This window comes from Exiguobacterium sp. SH3S1, assembly GCF_004337105.1.
GTDB lineage: Bacteria > Bacillota > Bacilli > Exiguobacteriales > Exiguobacteriaceae > Exiguobacterium > Exiguobacterium aurantiacum_A.
This window is the reverse complement of the sequence record NZ_SJUW01000001.1, coordinates 258,644-279,662: the sequence shown is the minus strand read 5'-3', so window position 1 is coordinate 279,662 and position 21,019 is coordinate 258,644. Positions and strand designations below refer to the sequence as shown.

At 51.6% G+C, this 21,019-nt stretch carries 24 protein-coding genes; 20 read left to right on the top strand and 4 right to left on the bottom strand.

All coding sequences use genetic code 11. The annotated features are described in order from the left end of the window. The first annotated feature begins 7 nt into the window (after window positions 1-7). Both EVJ26_RS01435 and EVJ26_RS01430 read left to right on the top strand, forming a co-directional pair. Window positions 8-3,457, top strand: coding sequence for a pyruvate carboxylase (locus EVJ26_RS01435; RefSeq protein WP_070327582.1), 3,450 nt, complete (start codon window positions 8-10; stop codon window positions 3,455-3,457). 53 nt (window positions 3,458-3,510) lie between these two features. Further along, window positions 3,511-4,866: a cryptochrome/photolyase family protein gene (locus EVJ26_RS01430; RefSeq protein WP_131469623.1), complete on the top strand. Its 1,356-nt coding sequence runs from the start codon at window positions 3,511-3,513 to the stop codon at window positions 4,864-4,866. Window positions 4,867-4,932: 66 nt separating this feature from the next. Here EVJ26_RS01430 and EVJ26_RS01425 read toward each other — a convergent pair whose 3' ends face one another. Further along, a complete protein-coding gene (locus EVJ26_RS01425) occupies window positions 4,933-5,835 on the bottom strand; it encodes a COX15/CtaA family protein (protein WP_131456312.1) in 903 nt (300 codons plus the stop codon). A 333-nt stretch (window positions 5,836-6,168) separates the two neighbouring features. Between EVJ26_RS01425 and cyoE the strand changes: the two genes are divergently transcribed. The 9 genes from cyoE (at window position 6,169) to EVJ26_RS01380 (ending at window position 13,495) form a co-directional block, all read left to right on the top strand. Next, window positions 6,169-7,095, top strand: a complete 927-nt coding sequence (gene cyoE, locus EVJ26_RS01420; protein ID WP_071399537.1) for a heme o synthase — start codon at window positions 6,169-6,171, stop codon at window positions 7,093-7,095. A gap of 96 nt (window positions 7,096-7,191) precedes the next feature. Then, window positions 7,192-8,169 carry a cytochrome c oxidase subunit II gene (gene coxB / locus EVJ26_RS01415; RefSeq protein WP_131456349.1) on the top strand — a complete coding sequence of 326 codons (978 nt, stop codon included), beginning with the start codon at window positions 7,192-7,194 and terminating at the stop codon, window positions 8,167-8,169. 38 nt (window positions 8,170-8,207) lie between these two features. Next, window positions 8,208-10,076, top strand: a complete 1,869-nt coding sequence (gene ctaD, locus EVJ26_RS01410; protein WP_016509535.1) for a cytochrome c oxidase subunit I — start codon at window positions 8,208-8,210, stop codon at window positions 10,074-10,076. Then, entirely contained in the window at window positions 10,077-10,703 is a 627-nt protein-coding gene (locus EVJ26_RS01405; protein ID WP_131456311.1) for a cytochrome (ubi)quinol oxidase subunit III, read from the top strand. 16 nt (window positions 10,704-10,719) lie between these two features. After that, entirely contained in the window at window positions 10,720-11,034 is a 315-nt protein-coding gene (locus EVJ26_RS01400; RefSeq protein WP_070327955.1) for a cytochrome C oxidase subunit IV family protein, read from the top strand. A 136-nt stretch (window positions 11,035-11,170) separates the two neighbouring features. Then, window positions 11,171-12,094, top strand: coding sequence for a cytochrome c oxidase assembly protein (locus EVJ26_RS01395; RefSeq protein WP_131456309.1), 924 nt, complete (start codon window positions 11,171-11,173; stop codon window positions 12,092-12,094). Between the two features lie 23 nt (window positions 12,095-12,117). Beyond that, a complete protein-coding gene (locus EVJ26_RS01390; protein WP_016509532.1) occupies window positions 12,118-12,579 on the top strand; it encodes a DUF420 domain-containing protein in 462 nt (153 codons plus the stop codon). Between the two features lie 20 nt (window positions 12,580-12,599). After that, on the top strand, window positions 12,600-13,214 hold the full coding sequence (locus tag EVJ26_RS01385) for an SCO family protein (RefSeq protein ID WP_131456307.1): 615 nt from the start codon (window positions 12,600-12,602) through the stop codon (window positions 13,212-13,214). Between the two features lie 5 nt (window positions 13,215-13,219). After that, entirely contained in the window at window positions 13,220-13,495 is a 276-nt protein-coding gene (locus EVJ26_RS01380; protein WP_131456305.1) for a hypothetical protein, read from the top strand. A gap of 84 nt (window positions 13,496-13,579) precedes the next feature. Here the strand turns inward: EVJ26_RS01380 and EVJ26_RS01375 are convergent, their stop codons facing one another. Further along, window positions 13,580-13,930, bottom strand: coding sequence for a YugN family protein (locus tag EVJ26_RS01375; RefSeq protein WP_131456303.1), 351 nt, complete (start codon window positions 13,928-13,930; stop codon window positions 13,580-13,582). A gap of 102 nt (window positions 13,931-14,032) precedes the next feature. Beyond that, window positions 14,033-14,788, bottom strand: coding sequence for an ATP-grasp domain-containing protein (locus tag EVJ26_RS01370; protein ID WP_201738306.1), 756 nt, complete (start codon window positions 14,786-14,788; stop codon window positions 14,033-14,035). A 121-nt stretch (window positions 14,789-14,909) separates the two neighbouring features. On the opposite strand from EVJ26_RS01370, the gene EVJ26_RS01365 reads away from it, so the two are divergent. Genes EVJ26_RS01365 through EVJ26_RS01345 form a run of 5 tightly spaced genes read left to right on the top strand, consistent with a single transcriptional unit; the run spans window position 14,910 to window position 17,717 of the window. Next, entirely contained in the window at window positions 14,910-15,362 is a 453-nt protein-coding gene (locus tag EVJ26_RS01365; RefSeq protein ID WP_131469622.1) for a YlbF/YmcA family competence regulator, read from the top strand. After that, entirely contained in the window at window positions 15,346-15,609 is a 264-nt protein-coding gene (locus tag EVJ26_RS01360; RefSeq protein ID WP_016508973.1) for a YlbG family protein, read from the top strand. Before EVJ26_RS01365 ends, EVJ26_RS01360 begins: the two co-directional genes overlap by 17 nt. Before the next feature lie 53 nt (window positions 15,610-15,662). Further along, the gene (gene rsmD / locus EVJ26_RS01355) at window positions 15,663-16,229 is read left to right on the top strand and encodes a 16S rRNA (guanine(966)-N(2))-methyltransferase RsmD (protein ID WP_131456299.1); all 567 of its coding nucleotides are present in this window, start codon (window positions 15,663-15,665) and stop codon (window positions 16,227-16,229) included. Between the two features lie 4 nt (window positions 16,230-16,233). Then, a complete protein-coding gene (gene coaD / locus EVJ26_RS01350) occupies window positions 16,234-16,728 on the top strand; it encodes a pantetheine-phosphate adenylyltransferase (protein WP_016509015.1) in 495 nt (164 codons plus the stop codon). Continuing rightward, entirely contained in the window at window positions 16,725-17,717 is a 993-nt protein-coding gene (locus EVJ26_RS01345) for a SepM family pheromone-processing serine protease (RefSeq protein ID WP_131456297.1), read from the top strand. Before coaD ends, EVJ26_RS01345 begins: the two co-directional genes overlap by 4 nt. Here the strand turns inward: EVJ26_RS01345 and EVJ26_RS01340 are convergent. Next, a complete protein-coding gene (locus tag EVJ26_RS01340; RefSeq protein ID WP_236633988.1) occupies window positions 17,696-18,826 on the bottom strand; it encodes a tRNA(Met) cytidine acetate ligase in 1,131 nt (376 codons plus the stop codon). The two genes, EVJ26_RS01345 and EVJ26_RS01340, sit on opposite strands and share 22 nt — an antisense overlap. Window positions 18,827-18,983: 157 nt before the next feature. Between EVJ26_RS01340 and EVJ26_RS01335 the strand changes: the two genes are divergently transcribed. The 4 genes from EVJ26_RS01335 to EVJ26_RS01320 all read left to right on the top strand — a co-directional run bounded on the left by EVJ26_RS01335 (window position 18,984) and on the right by EVJ26_RS01320 (window position 21,009). Continuing rightward, window positions 18,984-19,511, top strand: a complete 528-nt coding sequence (locus EVJ26_RS01335; protein ID WP_070327567.1) for a YceD family protein — start codon at window positions 18,984-18,986, stop codon at window positions 19,509-19,511. 22 nt (window positions 19,512-19,533) lie between these two features. Then, window positions 19,534-19,707 carry a 50S ribosomal protein L32 gene (gene rpmF / locus EVJ26_RS01330; RefSeq protein WP_081338944.1) on the top strand — a complete coding sequence of 58 codons (174 nt, stop codon included), beginning with the start codon at window positions 19,534-19,536 and terminating at the stop codon, window positions 19,705-19,707. A 109-nt stretch (window positions 19,708-19,816) separates the two neighbouring features. Beyond that, the gene (locus tag EVJ26_RS01325) at window positions 19,817-20,656 is read left to right on the top strand and encodes a ketopantoate reductase family protein (RefSeq protein ID WP_131469621.1); all 840 of its coding nucleotides are present in this window, start codon (window positions 19,817-19,819) and stop codon (window positions 20,654-20,656) included. Next, on the top strand, window positions 20,650-21,009 hold the full coding sequence (locus EVJ26_RS01320; RefSeq protein ID WP_131467788.1) for a DUF3397 domain-containing protein: 360 nt from the start codon (window positions 20,650-20,652) through the stop codon (window positions 21,007-21,009). Before EVJ26_RS01325 ends, EVJ26_RS01320 begins: the two co-directional genes overlap by 7 nt. The last annotated feature ends 10 nt before the right edge of the window (window positions 21,010-21,019 follow it).

Below are 21,019 nucleotides of genomic sequence, written 5' to 3'. Positions count from 1 at the left end.
TTCCAAAATGGGGGGATTTAGGTTGAAATCAATTAGCAAATTGCTTGTAGCCAACCGTGGAGAGATTGCCATTCGTGTATTTAGGGCAGCCTCAGAATTAGGAATGCGTACTGTCGCCATCTATTCGCAAGAGGATAGTGGGTCGTTACATCGTTTTAAAGCCGATGAAGCGTATTTGATCGGTCTCAACAAGAAACCGATCGACGCCTATCTCGACATCGAAGACGTCATTCGAATCGCGAAGCAATCGGGGAGTGACGCGATTCACCCGGGTTACGGTTTCTTATCGGAAAACATTGAACTAGCTCGTCGTTGCCGCGAAGAAGGCATCATCTTCGTCGGACCGGACGAATCGCACCTGCACGCGTTCGGAGATAAAGTTCGGGCTCGTCAAAACGCGATCGCAGCCGGGCTACCGGTCATTCCAGGCTCGAACGGTCCATTGACTTCGTACGAAGACGCGCTCGACTTTGCGAACGTGCATGGTTTCCCGCTCATGGTCAAAGCCTCAATGGGCGGCGGCGGACGCGGTATGCGCGTCATCCGGACCGAGGCCGAGATGAAAGATTTGATTGAACGTGCCAAGTCAGAGGCGAAGCAAGCGTTCGGCTCGGACGAAGTGTACATAGAAAAATTAGTTGAACGTCCGAAGCATATCGAGGTGCAAATTCTCGGGGATGATCACGGGAACATCATCCATTTGTTTGAGCGTGACTGCTCGGTTCAACGTCGTCACCAGAAAGTCGTCGAAGTCGCACCGTGTGTGACGTTGTCGGAGGCGTCTCGTCAAGCAATCTGTGACGCGGCGGTTCAAGTGATGCGTCACGTCGGCTATGTGAACGCAGGGACGGTCGAGTTCCTCGTCACTGAGGATGAGTCGTTCTACTTCATCGAGGTCAACCCACGGATCCAAGTCGAACATACGATCACTGAGATGGTTACCGGGTTCGATATCGTCCAAACACAGCTCATGATCGCCCAAGGCGAGTCGCTTCACGGTGACGTGATTCACATGCCGAAGCAAGAAGATATCAAACTGCTCGGCTATGCGATCCAATCCCGTGTCACGTCGGAAGACCCGGCTAACAACTTCATGCCGGACACAGGGAAAATCATGGCCTATCGTTCGCCAGGCGGTTTTGGGGTTCGTCTCGACGGCGGGAACGCCTACGTCGGGTCTGAAATCTCGCCGTACTACGACTCGCTCCTCGTCAAGCTGTCGACGCATGGGATGACGTTCGAACAAGCGGCAGCGAAGATGGTCCGTAACTTGAACGAGTTCCGGATTCGCGGCATCAAGACGAACATTCCGTTTTTGATCAACGTCATGAAGCACCAAAACTTTATTAGCGGGGACTATAGTACGTCGTTCATCGATGATACACCCGAACTGTTCGTCTTCCCGAAACGGAAAGACCGGGGGACGAAACTCCTCAACTATATCGGGGACGTCACCGTCAACGGATTCCCGGGTGTCGGCTTGAAAGATAAGCCGATCAGCCGCTCGGTCCGGATTCCGCAAAACCTTCCGGCCGAAGCGAAGCCGGGGACGAAACAAATCCTGACAGAACTCGGTCCAGACGGTTTGGCTGACTGGATCAAACGTCAACCAGAGCTACTCTTGACGGATACGACGATGCGAGACGCCCACCAGTCGCTCCTCGCGACACGGATGCGGACGCAAGACATCTTGAATATCGCCGAGCCGACGAGTAAACTCATGCCAGAACTGTTCTCGGTCGAGGCGTGGGGCGGGGCAACGTTTGACGTCGCCTACCGTTTCCTCTCGGAAGACCCGTGGGTACGTCTCATGCGCCTTCGTGAGAAAATGCCGAACGTCTTGATTCAAATGCTCCTTCGCGGTGCCAACGCCGTCGGGTATAAAAACTATGCCGACAACGTCATCGAGAAGTTCGTCCACGAGGCGGCTTATGCCGGTGTCGACATCTTCCGTATCTTCGACAGCTTGAACAACATCGAATCGATTAAACTCGCGATCGACGCGACGCTGCCGACAGGGAAAGTCGCAGAAGCGGCAATCTGTTACACCGGTGACTTGTATGACGGAAACCGTCCGAAGTATCACTTGCCGTACTACGTCGATCTCGCCAAGCAGCTCGAAGCGAGCGGAGCTCATATTCTTGCAATCAAAGATATGGCTGGCCTCTTAAAACCTGAATCGGCGTATGCGCTCGTGTCGGCACTGAAAGACGCCGTCGACTTGCCGATTCATTTGCACACGCACGACGCTTCGGGGAATGGGATCTTCACTTACGCACGGGCGACTGATGCGGGCGTCGATATCGTCGACGTCGCAGCGAGCTCGATGTCGGGTATGACGTCGCAGCCTTCAGGTGGAAGTTTGATTTACGCACTCGACCATCACGAACGCCAGCCGAAGATCGATGCGAAGCACTACGAAGTCATCAGTGACTACTGGCAAGACGTGCGTCATAACTATGAACCGTTCGAAAGTGACATGCGTGCATCGAATCCATCGGTGTATGAGCATGAGATGCCGGGCGGACAGTATTCGAACTTGCAGCAACAAGCGAAAGCGGTCGGTCTTGGTGACCGCTGGAGTGAAGTGAAGTCGATGTACGCCCGCGTCAACATGTTGTTCGGCGATATCGTCAAAGTGACCCCGTCGTCTAAAGTCGTAGGGGACATGGCACTCTTCATGGTTCAACATAACTTGAGCGAACAGGACGTTATCGAACGAGGAAATCAACTTGATTTCCCAGACTCGGTCGTCGAGATGATGCGCGGTGAGCTCGGGTCGCCTCCAGGAGGGTTCCCGAAAGACGTCCAACAAGCGATTCTCAAAGGTGAGACGCCGCTCGAGGTCCGTCCAGGTAAACTGATCAAGCCGTACGACTTTGAAGCGGCTCAAACGAAGTTGTTTGAGAAGCTCGAACGTCCGGTGACGGACTTTGAACTGCTCGCGAACGCGCTTTATCCGAAAGTGTTCGAGGACTACGTGACCCATACGAACACGTACGGTGACGTCTCGGTGCTTGACACGTTGACGTTCTTCTATGGATTGAACGTCGGCGAGACGATCCAAGTCGAAATCGAGACAGGGAAGACGCTCATCATCAAGCTCGTTCAAGTGAGCGCTGCGAACGAAGACGGGATCCGCCTCGTCTCGTATGAGATGAACGGCGTACCGCGTGAAATCGAGATTAAAGACGTCAACGTGAAGTCGGCGACGACGAGCCGACCGAAAGTGGAACGCTCGAATTCGAAACAAGTCGGTGCCTCGATGCCAGGTTCGGTCTTGAAAGTACTCGTCGAACCAGGAAGCCGGGTCCATCGTGGGGAACAACTTCTCGTCACTGAGGCGATGAAGATGGAGACGACGATCCAAGCCGCGCAAGACGGTGAGATTAAAGCGATCCATATTAAAGAAGGCGACACAATCCAAAGTGACGACTTACTGATTGAATTTGTATAATCAAAAGAAGCATAGCCACGCTATGCTTCTTTTTTAGATAGGGAGTGGGGAAGATGAGACGAGTATGTTGGTTCCGGTCAGATTTTCGATTAAGTGACAACCATATGTTACACCGGGTCTTGAAAGACGCCGCCGATGACGATGACATCGAGTTCGTCTTTTGGCTCAATCCGAAATACTGCGAGCCGTTCGAGACGAGACACGATTATTTTTTCGCGACGATGAAGCAGTTCATGCAGGAGCTCACCGATCAAGAGATAGGGCTGCGCACCATTGTTGCCGACTCAACGGAAGCGTTTGTCGAGCAGCTCGGACGACTCGACGCGCTTTATTTTAACGCTGAGTATGTCGAGCCGTTCAAACAACGTGACGATGCGGTCATCGAAGCGCTGGGGGGAGACGTGTTAGTCATCCGTTTGCTCGACCGTCATTTATTCGCCCCGAACGCGTTCACGAAAAAAGACGGTACTCCGTATAAAGTGTACACGCCATTCAAAAAAGCGGTGTACGCCGAGACGCCGCCGCAACCGTACGACGTCGACGTCGCTCGATTGAAACAACTCGCGACGAAGAAACATGAACTACCTGATGAATTGAAACAGCAGTTTGACCGGTGTGAACGTTCGTGGAAAGCGCTCGGAGAGGAAGCGGCCATGAAACGGTTACGCGATTTTGTGGAACACCGGGTGACGAGTTACGCCGAAGACCGTGACATCCCGGCGATCGCCGGGACGAGCCGGCTGTCACCGTATTTACGGACCGGTGTGTTGTCGATTCGTACGGTCGCAGCAGCCGTCCTCGAGGCGCGGCAGTCAACAGGACGTGACACGTATTACGATGAGCTATTGTGGCGCGAGTTCTACTATATGATCATGGTCCAGTTCCCGGGACTGAAAGACCGGCCGTTCAACGACAAATATAAACACCTTGACTGGGAAGACAATGACGACCAGTTTGAGAAATGGTGCCGTGGCGAGACCGGGTATCCGATCGTCGACGCGGCGATGCGTCAATTGAACGAGACCGGCTGGATGCACAACCGGCTCCGGATGATCGTCGCTTCGTTTTTGACGAAACATCTGTTGATCGACTGGCGCAAAGGCGAGCGCTACTTCGAACGGAAGTTGATCGACTACGAGGCGGCCTCGAACATCGGCGGATGGCAATGGGCAGCTTCGGTCGGAACGGACGCCGTGCCGTATTTCCGGATCTTTAATCCGACGATCCAGTCGGAGAAGTTCGACGCGGACGGGACGTTTATCCGCAAATATGTAACCGAGTTGGCTGACGTTGACAGGAAAGCGATCCACTTTCCTGACCCGTCAGATCGGGACGGTTATATCGAACCGATCGTCGATCATAAGGCGGCGCGTGCACGGGCGCTCGAGCGGTTCAAGGACGCGCAGTGACAGATAGGCATACAAAAAGGAGCGGTCGCCCGCTCCTTTTTGTGATTCGTGATTTGGTTTGATTCGTCAGACCGTTTCTTTTCGAGCTGCGTCTACCGCTCGATTGGTGCTTCGATACGCATGGTACGCCAAGTACGAGATGATTCCGAAGTAGCACGTGATCAAGAAAGCGTGCAAGAGCGGTACGTATGTGGCGTGGCCGCCAAGGACGATCCATGCACCCGTGCCGACTTGAAGCATGATGAAGAATAGTGAGGCCCACATGCCCCGTTCGACGAGACGGTTCGTTTCGCGTCGGGCCAAATAGAGGACGTAGAGCGTGTAGAAGACGAGAAGTGCCGCCATGATGCGATGGCCCATTTGAACGTATGATTCGAACGTCCACACGTTTTGCTCACAGATCGGCCAACCGACACAAGCGTATGTCGCACCGAGGTGTCTGACGTAAGCTCCTGTGTAGACGACGACCATCGTGTAAATCGTCAACCCGTACAAGTGAATCTTTAATTTTTCGGACACGGCTTTGTGTACCCGTTCACCTTCGAATAAAAGAATCGTCAAGATGAGCAGCGAGGCGAACGAGACGAGCGAGATCCCGAAATGGAGCGCAAGAATCGCGTCCGACTGTTGCCAGATGACGGCTCCGGCGCCGATGATCGATTGGATCAACATGAAAATAAACGCGAGGAACGCGAACACTTTGACATCGAATCGATTTTTGACGACCGTGAACGTCCAAATCGTCAAGGCGATGATGAGGAGTCCCTCAATCCCTGAAACGACACGGTGACTGTATTCGATCATCGTCTCGACGCTCGGGTTCGTCGGGATCAGTTTCCCGTGACAGAGCGGCCAGTCTGCCCCGCAGCCGTCACCTGAGTCGGTTTTCGTAACAGTACCGCCCATGATCAAGACGAGCATCATACCGAGGGTGACAAGGCTTGAGAATAGTGCGAGTTTTTTATGCATTCGTTTCCACCTGCTTTTTGAGAAAAATCACTAGAATTGTGCCTTGTATGTTTTTATTTTTTTCGCCATACTTATTATACGGCTTTAGTCCGGAAAAACGAAATGGAAAAGCTTGCAATCGCTATCAAAATCGTTATCCTAGTATTGGTACAGGAATTTTACTGTGACAATTATCACACGTCCGCCATAAAAAACTCGCTATTTTACAAGCATAAACGACGTATTCTTTTTGGAAATATGGTATCTTTGTAATGAGTTAGGTGTACTTTGTTCATATTGTGTTTTTTCTGTGAAAAGAATACGAGTATTTCGTGATTATGTGGGGGGGTCAGCATGACAAAAGTCAACCCGGGAACAGTGGCAGAAGTAGACTATACAGAATCCGCCGCCTCGTTCCGTGACTATGTTGCTTTGGCAAAAATGGGAATCGTACGCGCTAACCTTTTGTTAGTGTTCGCCGGTTTCTTTGTGGCAACAACATACCAGAGTGACACGCCAGTGCTTTATTTGTTTGAAGTTTGGCCACAGCTCTTATTAACGATGTTAGGAAGCGCACTCGTCATTTCCGGGAGTTGTTACCTAAACAACTTCGTGGACCGTGATATCGACTACTTGATGGGACGTACAGACAATCGACCGAGTGTCACCGGTAAAATTTCAGGGGAGCGCATTTTACTTCTCGGACTTACGCAACTTGCGGTCGGGACATTACTTTTATTGATCGTGTCGTACGTAGCAGCAGTCTTCGGTTTAATCGGGGCATTTTTTTATGTCGTTATTTATACGATGTGGCTAAAACGGACACATACGTTGAACACGGTCGTCGGCAGTATCTCCGGAGCGGTTCCACCGCTGATCGGATGGGCCGCGATTGACCCGGCGCTTCATATCGACGCCTGGCTCATGTTCCTCGTCATGTTCTTGTGGCAACCGCCACACTTCCTCGCGCTCGCGATGCGACGCGTCGAGGAATACCGGGCGGCAGGCATTCCGATGCTGCCCGTTGTAAACGGCTTCGCGATCACCAAGCGGCAAATCATTTGGTGGATTGCGACGCTCATTCCAGCATCGCTCTTGTTTATGCATTACGGTACGGTCTACGTGATCATTGCGGCCGGTCTTGGGGGCTACTGGTTATATCTCGGTTTGAAAGGGTTTAAAGCCGAAGATGAGATCAAGTGGGCTAACAAAATGTTCTTTTATTCATTAATTTATTTAGTCGTGTGGATTGTCGCGCTGGTATTGACGGCACTTTGGTAATCGCACTCACTATATAGAAACCATTGCACATCATTTTGGGAGAAAGTGGGGATTGTTGTGAAATCATTTAAGAAGCTTCTGTTTGGCATCGTCCCGATGATGATGTTCGCGCTGCTGTTGTCAGGGTGCGGCGTAGAGGGATTGTCTGCATTGAAGCCGATGGGAGAAGGCGCTGAAATTCAGCTCCGGATCATTCTCATCAGTTTGGCAATCATGCTCTTTGTACTTGTCATCGTAACGGTCATTTACGTGTACGTGCTCATGAAATTCCGTCGGAAAGATGAATCGATTCCGAAGCAAGTGGAAGGTAGCAGCACGCTCGAAATGATTTGGACAGTCGTTCCAATCATCTTGCTCATCATTCTCGCTGTTCCGACAATCACAACGACTGTCGAACTCGCGAAAGCGAAAGAAGCGAAAAAAGAAGAAGAAATTAACGTTACAGCCAACCTGTACTGGTGGGAGTTCGAATATCCGAACGCTGGTGTTGTCACAGGACAAGAACTTGTCATCCCGGTCGGTAAACGGGTCGGTATCAACTTGACATCAAAAGACGTCATTCACTCGTTCTGGGTACCGGCTTTGTCTGGTAAGACGGATACGAACCCAGGGTTAGATAACGAGATGTGGTTGCATGCAAACGAAGCTGGTACGTTCTACGGTAAGTGTGCCGAGCTTTGTGGACCATCGCACGCGCTCATGGACTTCAAAGTCATCGCCCTCGAGCAAGCTGATTACGATCAGTGGCTCGAAGACATGAAAGCGAAGCAAGACGAAAACACAGAAAAACTTGTCGCCGACAATCAAAACTTGACGACAGGTGAGCAAGTGTACGTCGAAAGTTGCTTGAGCTGCCACGGTGGCGGTAAAGTCGCGCCGAGCTTGACGAACTTCGGTGACCGCGAGTGGTTGGCGGGTTACCTCGAAAACAACGAAGAAAAGTTGAAAGAATGGATTCGTGATCCACAAGAATTAAAACAAGGCGCGCTCATGCCTGGCTTCAGCGAAGGCCAAATCAGTGATGAAGAGTTAGATGCACTCGTTGACTTCTTGTACGATCAGAAGATTGACTAACGGGAAAAGGGGGATTTCACGTGGCACAGACCACTGCTATGCAGCAACCGCGTAAATACAATGGCATCATGGATTGGGTTACGACGGTTGACCACAAAAAAATCGGTATTTTGTATTTGTTCTCAGGAATCTTCTTCCTCCTTCTCGGTGGAATTGAAGCGTTACTTATTCGTTGGCAACTCGTCCGTCCGATGAACGATTTCGTCAGTGGCGAAGTGTTCAACCAGTTGATCACGATGCACGGGACGACGATGATCTTCCTTGCGGCGATGCCGATGCTATTCGGTTTTATGAACGCCGTCGTGCCGCTTCAAATCGGGGCGCGCGACGTCGCGTTCCCGTTCATTAACTCGCTCGGTTTTTGGTTGTTCTTCTTCGGTGGCCTCATGTTGAACCTTAGCTGGTTCTTCGGCGCTGCACCGAACGCGGGTTGGACGGCTTACGCGCCGCTCTCGACGCAACCGGAAGCGACAGGGGTCGACTTCTACGCCCTCGGTCTTCAAATCTCAGGGTTCGGTTCACTCATGGCCGGGATTAACTTCCTCGTCACGATTTTGAACATGCGGGCACCAGGCATGAAACTCATGCGGATGCCGCTCTTCACGTGGACGACGTTCGTCGCTTCGGCGTTGATCGTCTTCGCATTCCCACCGCTTACAGTCGGCTTGTTCATGTTGATGTTCGAGCGTCTGTTCGGTGCCGTTTACTTCAATCCGGCAATGGGCGGTAACGTCGTCATTTGGGAACACCTCTTCTGGATCTTCGGTCACCCGGAAGTTTACATCTTGATCTTACCGGCGTTCGGTATTTTCTCGGAAATCATTCCGACGTTTGCCCGTAAACGCTTGTTCGGTTACACGACGATGGTATTCGCTACGATGCTCATCGGGTTCCTTGGCTTCATGGTTTGGGTTCACCACATGTTCACCGTCGGTCTCGGACCGGTCGCGAACTCGATCTTCGCCGTCGCGACGATGGCCATCGCCGTTCCGACAGGGGTCAAAATCTTCAACTGGCTGTTCACACTTTGGGGTGGGCAGATCAAGTTCAACGTTGCGATGCTTTACTCGGTGGCGTTCATCCCATCGTTCCTCGTCGGAGGGATGACAGGGGTTATGCTCTCGGTCGCACCGGCTGACTATCAGTACCACGATAGTTACTTCGTTGTCGCCCACTTCCACTACGTTATCGTCGGTGGGGTCGTCTTCGGTCTTTTCGCAGGACTGTTCTACTGGTTCCCGCTCATGTTCGGCAAAGCGCTCTCTGAGAAGCTTGGCTACTGGCAGTTCTGGTTGTTCTTCATCGGGTTCCACTTGACGTTCTTCCCGCAACATTTCCTCGGATTGTTCGGGATGCCACGCCGCGTCTTCACATACTTGCCGAATCAAGGGTTTGAGACGATGAACTTGCTGTCGACGATCGGTGCCTTCTTCATGGGTGTGTCGACGATCATCTTGCTCATCGCCGTCGTCAAGGCGTTCTTGTCGAAAGACGTCGTCAAACCGGACCATTGGGAAGACGGACGTACGCTCGAGTGGACACTTCCTGTGCCGACTCCAGAGTACAACTTCGCACAAACACCGCTCGTCAAAGGGTTGGACACGTTCTGGCTCGAGAAGATGGCGGGTAACAAACGGGTTTCTGTCGCTGAACCAGTGTCAGACATCCACATGCCGAATAACTCATTGATCCCGTTCTTCATGTCACTCGGGTTATTCATCGCTGGACTTGGCGCGATTTTCCAAATGGACAACCCGGTTGTCGGTTGGTCACTTATCGTCATCGGTTTACTCATCACGTTCGTGTCGATGTTCCTCCGTTCATGGATCGACGACCACGGATTCTACATTCCAAAATCACAAATCGAAGCGGATTTGAAAGCGATTCGTGAGAAAGGAGAACAATAAATGGCACATGCAGTCGAAAAACACCCAGTGACCGGTATTCCGGCCAATCCAGAGAAAGCCACGCTGGAAGGGAAAAATAAATATGTGGCCTTCTGGTTCTTCCTTGGAGGAGAGACGGTTCTCTTCGCCTCGTTGTTTGGAACGTACGTCGGGCTTCTAAATTCTGGTGCGCCAGAGGAACTTCGCTCGTACAACATCTTTGAGATGGGGCTCGTCTTCATGATGACGATGCTCCTCCTCACGAGCTCGCTCACGAGCGTGCTCGCGATGATGAACATGAAAGCGAACAATCCAGGTCGCATGAAGTTTTGGTTGATCGTGACGCTTCTTCTCGGAGCAGGGTTCTTAGGAGCCGAGATTTACGAGTTCATCCACTACTACCATATCGGTCACACGTTCACGTCGAGTGCGTTCGGTTCTGCGTTCTATACGCTCGTCGGATTCCACGGCGCTCACGTCACGTTCGGTCTCCTTTGGATCACGACGCTGTTGATCCGCAACTGGAACCGTCCGATCGATGTCTACAACGCACCGAAGTTCTACGTGTCGAGTTTATATTGGCACTTCATCGACGTTGTTTGGGTCTTCATTTTCTCGATCGTCTATCTCTTAGGGATGGTGAGCTGACATGGAAAAAAATCCAATGAACGAAACACACAAACAGTTAGAGCTTGAAGTGAAGGCAGAGTCGAGACGCGAGTATCAACTTCAGTTGATCAGTTTCGCGATGATGATTTTGCTCACGTTTGTCGCGTTCGGCGCGGTCTACGCGGAGCTCATGCCGGTATGGGCGGCGGGTGGCTTCTTGATTATCCTCGCCATCATCCAAGTGTTCTTGCAGCTGTATATCTTCATGCATATGAACAACCGTGGCAACACGTGGATTGTCGGAATGATGTGGCTTGGTATTTTCGTCGCCATCATCACTGTCGCGGCACTCCGTTTGCTCATTTGGTAAAAATGTGACAAAGGATTGAACATCTGTGGAAACATAGATGATTCAGTCCTTTTTGCTTTACTTCAAAAATAAAGGAATAGTAATCTTGAAGTGAACGGTTTCATCGGTTTGGGAGAGAAAGAAAAGGGGTGAAGGGATGCTCTGGAATACATCAGAGCTACTCAAACAGTTCGAATGGACAACGCTTTGGAGTCCGTTGTTCGGATTGTTGATGGTAGGGTTGTACGTCCTCTATGCGTTCGTCACAGAGAGAATGGCGAAACGAGGGTACGAGTCGACCACGTTGCTACAAAAGTTCAGCATGTTGTTTGCGATCGTGCTCTATTACATCGGATTTGGTAGTCCAGTCGACGTGCTCGCGCACATCATCTTCTCGGTGCATATGTTGCAGATGGTGCTCGTCTACGTGTTAGCTCCGGCGCTCGTCATTTACGGATTGCCGTATTGGGTATTTGAAAAATTATTTAGTTATAAAGTGATCGGGGCGGCGCTCAAGTTTATGACAAAACCGCTGATCGCGCTCGTGTTGTTCAACGCGTTATTTACGTTTTACCACATGCCATTCATCTTTGATTACGTGTTAACGAACTACGGGGTGCATCGCATCTTTCACGGGGCTCTCGTCGTCTTCAGTTTGACGATGTGGTATCCGGTCATCGCCCCGTTCCTCTCGGATGAAGAAGAGGGGATGTCCGATTTGAAACGGATGGTGTACATCATCGCAAACGGCGTGCTATTGACGCCTGCTTGTGCGTTCATCATCTTCAGTCAAGGAATTCTCTATGACGCCTATACGGACGTTGAGACGTTCGCGACGGTGCTCGGATACTGTATGCCGAACGGTGACGTGTCCGGTCTTGACTTAAACGCCTTGATGGGTGCGACGAACAGCGCTCTCGAAGACCAGCGCTTCGGCGGGGTATTGATGAAGCTTGGGCAGGAAGTCGTGTACGGTTTCTTCTTCGGCTGGACGTTCTTCGGTTGGGTACGCCGAACGAAATCGCTCGCGCTTGACGAAGGCATGTCATTCACACCGAACGAACCGAAAGAGAAAAAATGAACTAAGTCAAAGGGGAAACATCGATGAACTATCTTGCCTTAATTAGTGTGACATTCATTGTAATCAGTGCGATTTTGGTCGCGATCGGCTGGACGATTATCGCGCGCGACCGCCGCAATATTGAAAAGCATAAGAAAGTCATGACAGCAGCTGCCGTCGCGGCGACGACGTTCTTTATCCTTTACGTCTCGCGGACGATCTTTGTTGGGAATACCGCATTCGGAGGTCCGGACTCAGTGAAGCCGTACTATCTCGCTTTCATGATTTTCCACATCATCCTGGCGACGACAGGTGGTATCCTCGGATTGATCACACTCTATCTTGGCTATAAAAACAAGATCGAGAAACATCGTAAAATCGGACCGAAAGCATCAGTCGTCTGGTTTTTCACAGCCATTACAGGTGTGATGGTCTATGTTCTTCTCTATGTGGCGTTTGAACCGGGTGAGACGACGAACGTCTTCCGGGCCATCATCGGAGGATGACCGAAGAGAGGGGGATGAGCATGAAACGGAATAGTTACTTGACGGTCGGGTTGACGGTCGTCATTTTGATCGCTATCGGAGCGGCTTCGTATTTCCTCTTCTTCAAAGAAGATGATTTGCCGGTCATCCAAGAGCCGACCCCGTTCACGTTGACGAACGCGCTCGATGGCCAACCGTATAACTCAGATAACGGCAAAGTCAAAATCGTCACGTTCTTTTATACGAACTGTCCCGACATTTGTCCGCTCACGCTACGCGACTTCATGAAACTCGAGCAAGACTTGAAGGCGAACGACTTGTACGGTACTGACGTCGAACTCGTCGCCATCACGGTCGACCCGGAAGTCGATACGATCCCGGTACTTGAGAACTACGGAGCGGCGTTCCAAGCTGAGCCAACTGGATGGAAGATGTTGACCGGTGACAAAGCCGACATCGACCGGATCACTCGTCAGCTTCAGTTCTATTATTCGAAAGCGAATAGTGGACTTGTCACCCACGCGACGACGATGTATATCATCGACCGTCACCACGATGTTCGTGCAGTCGCGCAAATGGCGACGACAGGAGAAAAACCAGTCGACATCGAAACCATTATGGAGGACGTGTTGGTGCTCGTTGCAGAAAAGGAGTGAAGAAGATGAACGATACGATGGCTGTCATCGGAAACGATTATTCATACGGAGATGTGACGATTGCAGAGCGGGCGATCGAGGATTTGATTGCGTGCAGCGCGATCGAATTCGGATTGCGTGAAGTGAAAATCGTGTCGCTCTCGAAAGAGCGGTACGATTATCTACTGAGCGCACCCGTCTCGCTCAGCGAGGCAGAGCGATTGTACCTCTACGTCCGCGACCAGTTCGATCTATTGCTCGGACAAGTCGACGTGACGCTAAACGTCATTGCAAGTCGTTAAGTGTATGTAAAAATGGAGAACCCACAGCGGGTTCTCCATTTTTGTTGAGTGGCCATAAGAAAACCCTTTCAGTTATGAAAGGGGTTAGACTTCTAACGTCTCGGCGAGTGCCGCCAATCGGCGCTCACAGTCGCGAACGATTTCTTCTGGGAACTCTTCGTCGTACTCGACGCCGTGCGGGTAGTAATGTTTCCCGAGAATCGGTGTCACCATTTTAACGACCGCATGACGGTCCTCGATTTGGCCTTCAATCGCATAAACCGGCAAGCGCAGGTAAAACGTCTCGCCCGTCGATTGCTTCTCGTACTTCATATCATACGTCGCACGCTCATAGTCCCAAGCGCCTTCACGGATGAAATGATGATGATCCATGATCGTCTCGAGCAAACCGAAGCGGATCTCTTTTCCCTCGATGTGGAACTGCTCAAATTTCATCATAATCCCCCTTTTCCCTAATAAACCTCATATGTCATCATATCATATTCGAAAACGTTCTTGGAATAACGTGTGTTCAAATTGTGAAAAAAAGATGAACGGTCAAGACATCGTTTCGAGATACGCCGCAATCTTGTCGGGAAGTCTCACGCCGAGCGGCATCAATCCTTCTGAACCGAAGAAGACGTTGAATTCCAAAATGTAAAAATTATCCCCTGAGACGATGACGTCGAACGCGGCGTGATTGATGTGAAGTGTCTTTGCGATCGAGAGCACTTCTTCCACGACGTGACCTGGGATATCGTCATACGAGAAGTGGGCACCTTGGGCGACGTTGTTTAAAAAGGCCTCACTGACGCGCCAATAAGAACCGACGACTTCTTCGCCGATGACGATGATGCGCAGGTCGCGGTCGTTCGGGATGAACTGTTGGACGTAAAACGTCTCGTGTTTGTCGACGTATTCGAGCCATTCTTGTTCATTTTTAATGAGCCAGACGCCTTGACCCATCGAGGACTTGGCGGTCTTGGCGACGAACGGGTATTCGAACTCTTCAATGACGCGTTCGATCGTGTACGGGTTCTTCCCGTAAATTAACGTCTTCGGGATGCGATGCGGGAACGTCGCTGTGAAAGCGCGTGTCATCTCGATTTTATCGTGCCCGAGGTGGTACGTCGCCGGAGACGGGAAGATCGGTTTGTTCAACCCGTAAATGATCGAGTTGACCATCCAGTACTCCGGGAAGAGGACGAGATCGGCCGCCCGGACTTTATCGAGCTGATCATAATAATATTCTGGTTTCGCATAGTCGGTTTTCATACCGGCCGAGCGAATCATGTTAAACGAGACTTTTTTCATTGTACACCGCACGAAGCGGTGGTTCACTTCCTTTCTGCATTTACGTCACGTTCAATTATAAGTCCGATTGCTCACAGAGGGAATCAATTGTGGTAAAATCATGTCAGAAAGGGTGAAAGCCATGATTATTACTGAACAGACGATTGATTTGCTCGATCAAACAGAAGCATTGACTGCCTTGATCGAGACGAGCGAATCGTTCCAAACATATATCGCGACAAAACAAGCTCGCGCTCGCTCGAAAGAAGCCCAGGAAGTCGAACGGGAATTTTTACGAATGAAAGAAGATTATGAGTACGTGCAACGGTTCGGGAAACATCACCCGGATCACGATCGTATCAAAAAAGAGATGCATCTCGTGAAGCGTCGTCTCGACGTGCAACCGGAAGTGGCCGCCTTCAAAAAGGCGGAACGTAACTTGGATAAGTTACTCGGAGAAGTGAGTGCGCTGTTGGCGTTCTCGGTATCTCCAAAAATCAAAGTCCCTACCGGCAACCCGTTCTTCGATGAGGGTGGCTGTTCCGGTGGCGGAAGCTGTGGCGGAGGAGGCGGAAGTTGTGGATGTGCTGGCTGAATCATTCGAGTTAAAAGGTCGAATCGGACTCGTCGTTTACGTGCAGTCGCTCAAACAAGTGAAAGCACTGCGTCGCTACGCAAACTTATATTACGTCTCGAAGCGTGAGAAGTACGCCTTTTTATATACGGACTTAGAAGACCATGAGACGATCATCGAGAAAATCAGTGCCTTGCCATTCGTCGACGCGGTCGTTCGGAGCGAACGGCCTTTCATTGCCGAGACGTACGAGCCAAAGCAGAAATAAACGGGCGAGATGAAGGTGGTGACGCCTTCATCTTTTCTAATGGAGGATCAACGATGCGAGTCATTTCAGGAGAACGAAAAGGGACGCGCCTAAAGGCGGTCCCAGGGTCGACGACACGACCGACGGCAGATAAAGTAAAAGAATCATTGTTTAATATCATCGGCCCTTACTTCGCCGGGGGGGATGCCCTCGACCTTTACGCGGGGAGTGGCGGTCTCGGGATCGAGGCGTTATCACGGGGGTGCGACCGTGCCGTCTTCGTCGATCGTCATGGGAAGGCGATTCAAACGATACAGGACAATCTACGGGCAACGCGTTACGAGGCACAGGCGACGGTTCAAAGGCAAGACGCGCGGGCCGTCCTCGACCAACTCGCCGAGGCGGGGCGGTCGTTTAAACTCATCTTCATGGACCCGCCGTACCATGAGGAAGAACATGAATCGTTTTTACAACTCATTGAATCGAACCGACTGTTGACAGACAACGGCGTCGTCGTCTGCGAACATGGCAGCGAGACGACGTTGCCGGATCGGGTCGGTCTGCTCGAAAAAATTAAGGTTCAACGCTACTCGTCTGTTATTACGATCAGCCTTTACGAGTACGCAACGACCGAGGAGTGAACATATGAAACGGATCGCGATTTGCCCGGGGAGCTTTGACCCGATTACGAACGGACATTTAGATATTATTGAGCGGGCGGCAGCCATCTTTGATGAAGTGATCGTCGCGGTGCTCGAAAACTCGAGCAAGGCACCGTTATTCAACGTCGAAGAGCGGCTCACGCTCATTCGGGAAGTGACATCGCATTTACCGAACGTGTCAGCGGACGCGTTTGGCGGGCTGCTCGTCGAGTATGCCGCTAAACGAGAAGCAGCGACGATCGTCCGCGGTCTTCGGGCCGTCTCTGACTTCGAATACGAACTTCAGATCGCTTCGATCAACAAGAAGTTAAACGAGGACGTCGAGACGCTGTTTATGATGACGAATAGCAAATACTCGTTCCTTAGTTCGTCGATCGTGAAAGAAGTCGCCAAATACGGCGCCTCGGTCGCTGAACTCGTTCCCGAACAAGTCGAACAGGCGCTTCGGAAAAAATATGAAGTGAGTCAACAGCAATGAAGCCGCTGAAGATCGGCTTCGGTATCCTCGTCGCCGTGCTCATCTTTCTATTTGCCCCGTTACCTTATTACATCACGTATCCGGGCGAAGCGACGACCATCGAAAACTTTATGACGGTTGAAGACGGGACGAAAGATGCGGGTGAACTGATGATGGTCACGATCTCGCAACGACGGGCGACACCGCTTTGGCTCGTCGGGAGCTGGTTCACGCCGTTCACGGAAGCGAGTCCGTCTAGTCGCTATTTGTATGACGGCGAAGGGGAAGACGATTACGAGCGAAGACAGCAGCTGCTCATGTCATCGTCGCAGCAAGCAGCCATCCAATACGCGTACGGTCTAGCCGAAGAGGACGTGACCGTCACGTTTGACGGCATGTACGTCTCGGCTCCAATCACCGGGTCGCTCGCGGCGAACGTCCTTAAACCAGGTGACGTCATTACAGCGCTTGACGGCCAATCGTTCGCGTCACGTCTTGATTTCATCGATCGCGTCTCGGCGTTCGAGACGGGCGATGAAGTGACGATCACGCTCGAACGGGATGGACGGGAACGTGTCGTGAAGACACTCGTTCAACCGCTCGACCGGAGCGGGAGCCGTGTCGGTCTCGGGATTTATGAGCCGCTGCCGGTGCAAGATGTGCGCACAGAACCGGACGTCACGTTTGAACTGACGAACGTTGGGGGGCCATCGGCCGGGCTCATGTTCACGCTAGAGATTTATGATCAGTTGACGCCGGGTGACTTGGCGGGCGGTGAGACGATTGCCGGTACTGGTACGGTCGATGAAGAAGGAAACGTCGGTCCGATCGGTGGAGCGTGGCAAAAAATCGTCGCGGCTGACCGAGCCGGTGCCTCGGTGTTCTTCGTGCCGGCCGGTTCGAATTATGATGAAGCGCTGGAATCACTCGACCGGATCGAGAGCGATATTGCAGTCGTTCCGGTCGAAACGGTCGAGGACGCCATCGATTATTTGGAGTCGATGAATTGAGGGGTTTGCATATGCTCGAGCAGTGACCGGTTGCCGAGAGGTAACCGGTACGCCTCGGTCACACGAGCTTCGAACGCTAAATCAGACTGGTACTTGCTGACGAGCGGGACCGTTTTTTTTATGTCTTTCAAGACGCTACGGCCAATCGCATTGAATGCGAGCGGACGGACGTATGGGACTTCGTCAAATCGTTCCGGAAGTTCGTCACGTTTCCAATGGATGAGGACCGAGACGAGAGCGCGCTGGATGGCGGTACGTGTATAGCGTCGCGTCAACAGACCGCCCATAGCTTGTTCGAACGTCGGTGCGAGACCGGCTTCGATCAAGCGAGGGGACAACGAAGCGTCAATGCCGACGAGTTGTTCGAGCTCTGACTTCGGGATCGTCCGTAACTTGAATTGCAAGACAGGCCAATAGAGCGACCAGTGGGCCATCGACGTCTGCTGGAATAACGCCCGTGTCGCTTCTGGGACAGCCCGGACACTCCCGGTCTCGAGATAGTGGGCCCGGACGCCCGTTGCCGACATGACGTCCGAGACGCCTGTATCGTGATAACCGGCCCCAAGACGCTTTACGGTATGGAGTGAGATGGTGCGAGCGGCTTTCGCGTAATGATAGGCGAGAATGTTGTTTGGGAGCGTCAAATCAAAAGTTGGATAAAGGGCCGCAAACGCCTCGCTCGATGCTTTGGCGGATGACTTGCCTGCTTTTAAGGCGTGTTGGAGCGCGTCGTGATAGGCGGGTGACGCTTCGATGCCAGCGTGTGCCGCGCGCAGGATCGCATCGGCGTCGCCGCTCTCACTGCCGAACGACAGCGTTTGGCATCCGATTTGTTCCGCGATGGCGACAGCCGCACTCGCGAACCGGTCGGCGCGTTGGACGCCGTAACAAGTCGGCAGTTCGATCACAAGGTCGATCGCCCCTGTTTTGACTGCTGCCGCTGCCCGGCTCCACTTGTCAAAAGCAGCCGGTTCACCGCGCTGTGTGAACTGGGCACTCATGATGGCGATCATGGCGTCGGCACCCGTTTCGATTCGAGCTGTTTTTGCCTGATAGAGATGTCCGTTATGGAACGGATTGTACTCCGCGATGATGGCCGTCTTTTTCATAAATTTACTCCTTTGCATTGTCGATTGGATTGGTGTAAGATAGGTAAGTACGCTTTGGCAAAGCGCCGTCGCCAACTGATTTTAGTGTAAAGAAAAAACATTGACAAAACAAGTTGGCCTATCTATAATTCATATTGTTGCAATTGAGGTGATTCGGATGAAGTGGTCTATTGCACAGCTACTTAAGCTACGAAACCAGGATGACAGTTTTTCCATCGATGAGATGGTTGAACTCGAAGAGCTTACTCAGCTCCATCCGGATATCCGTTCGATTCGCCCGGTGCATGTGCACGGGGATGCGTCGTTCACATCTAATCAAGTTACATTCAATTTGAAGGTTCAAGGGGACCTGACGTTGCCAGATGCGCGTACGTTAGAGGATGTCGTCTTTGAATTTGATATTGAATCGCTCGAGCCTTTCTTTTTGGAGAATGGGCGTTATACGGAGCAATTCGATGATGTCAATTTGCCAGAAGGAAATACGATTGATCTGCGACCGATCGTAAAAGAGCTCATCATGTTAGAAGTCCCGATTCAAATTTTCGGGAACGAAACAGACAAAACTCAGGTTGAAGGGGAAGGCTGGTCTCTCATTGACGAACAGCCGGACGACCAACCAAAAATTGACCCGCGCCTCGCGGGCCTTGCTGACTTGTTCTCTAAAAAAGAGGACGAGAACGGCTAACTTTTCAAGGAGGTGGACAACGATGGCAGTACCATTCCGTAGAACGTCGAAAACTCGCAAACGTCTTCGTCGTACTCACTTCAAACTTAACGTACCTGGTATGAACGAGTGCCCGAACTGTGGCGACATGAAACTTTCACACCGTGTTTGCAAATCTTGCGGACATTACAACGGTAAAGAAGTAACAAGCAAATAATGCGAAAAGAAGCGGTCTCCTTGGAGATCGCTTCTTTTTTTAATTGTGTGGTCCTGGAAACAGATTGTGGTAAAATTCTTTGTGCACACTGTTTGTGGAGGGATAGCGAATGAAGCCGATCAAACGAATTGGGATTATCGGGAACGGGGCTGTCGGGATGTTGATGGCGTCGTTACTCGCGAAAGACTATAGCGTCACCTTGTACGGTCGAGGCGAAGAAACGAGAGACGTCATAATCGAACGAGCCGGTATGACGCAGGGGACCGTCGCTGTCCCGCTCAAACCGGTACATACACTCAGCGAGACGGAAGCGGACGTTTTTTTCGTGACGACGAAAGCGCACCAAGTGCGCGCGGCGACAGAACGGCTTACCGGGGACGTCCCTGTGTTCATCTGCTCGAACGGGATTGCTCATCTCGAGTACGCTCGGGAACGAGGGTTCCACTTAGGCGTCATCGAGCACGGGGTGACGCGAGACGAAAATCGAATTAACCATAGCGGTCTCGGCCGAGTTCGGATCGGGAGCTTGCATGCTCTACAGCCGCTCACGTTCATCGCCTCGCCGCTCCAAGTCGTGTGGGAAGCGGATATCGAACAAGTCGTCGTTGAAAAGTTGTTTGCGAACGCGATCATCAATCCGATCACCGCACTTTGTCGCGTCCCGAACGGAGCCGTCGCCGAGCCGCCTTGCCGCGAAGTCGCGCAAGCGATCTATGAGGAGCTGACACCGCTGTTCGATCAGTTCGTGCCTTATACATATATTGAGACGATCATCGAGAAGACAGCTCAAAACCGCTCTTCGATGCTTCGAGATATCGAGGCCGGACGTATGACCGAGGTCGATGCCATCTTGACCCCGCTCTTGAAACGGGCCGAGGACAGAGGCCGAAAACTGACGGTCATCCCACTCATGCAAAAATTGATAATAGGAGCGAGCGCATCGTGTTAGTGTATATCGTTTCATTTCCGCTTGTCATATGGTTTATGGTGTATATGATACTTAGAAAAATCATGCCGAAATCGGTCAATACGTTTAAACTTGTCTGCGATGCCGGAGTGTTCCTCTGGTTTTATGCGTGTGCGGTCCTATTAGAGACACTCGTCGGGGACGACGTCTTTTGGTTGCTCTTAGCCGTCTGCTGCGCTATTTTTCCGGCAAATGCGATTTGGCAGCGAGTCCGACACGAAGAAGTCTTATATACAAAAATGTTCGTACACGGCTGGCGATTGTTATTTTTACTACTCGTCCCGTTACACGCCGTGTTGTTCACGCTCGGTGTCGCAAAAGAAATGATTCATTGACCGTTTGAAA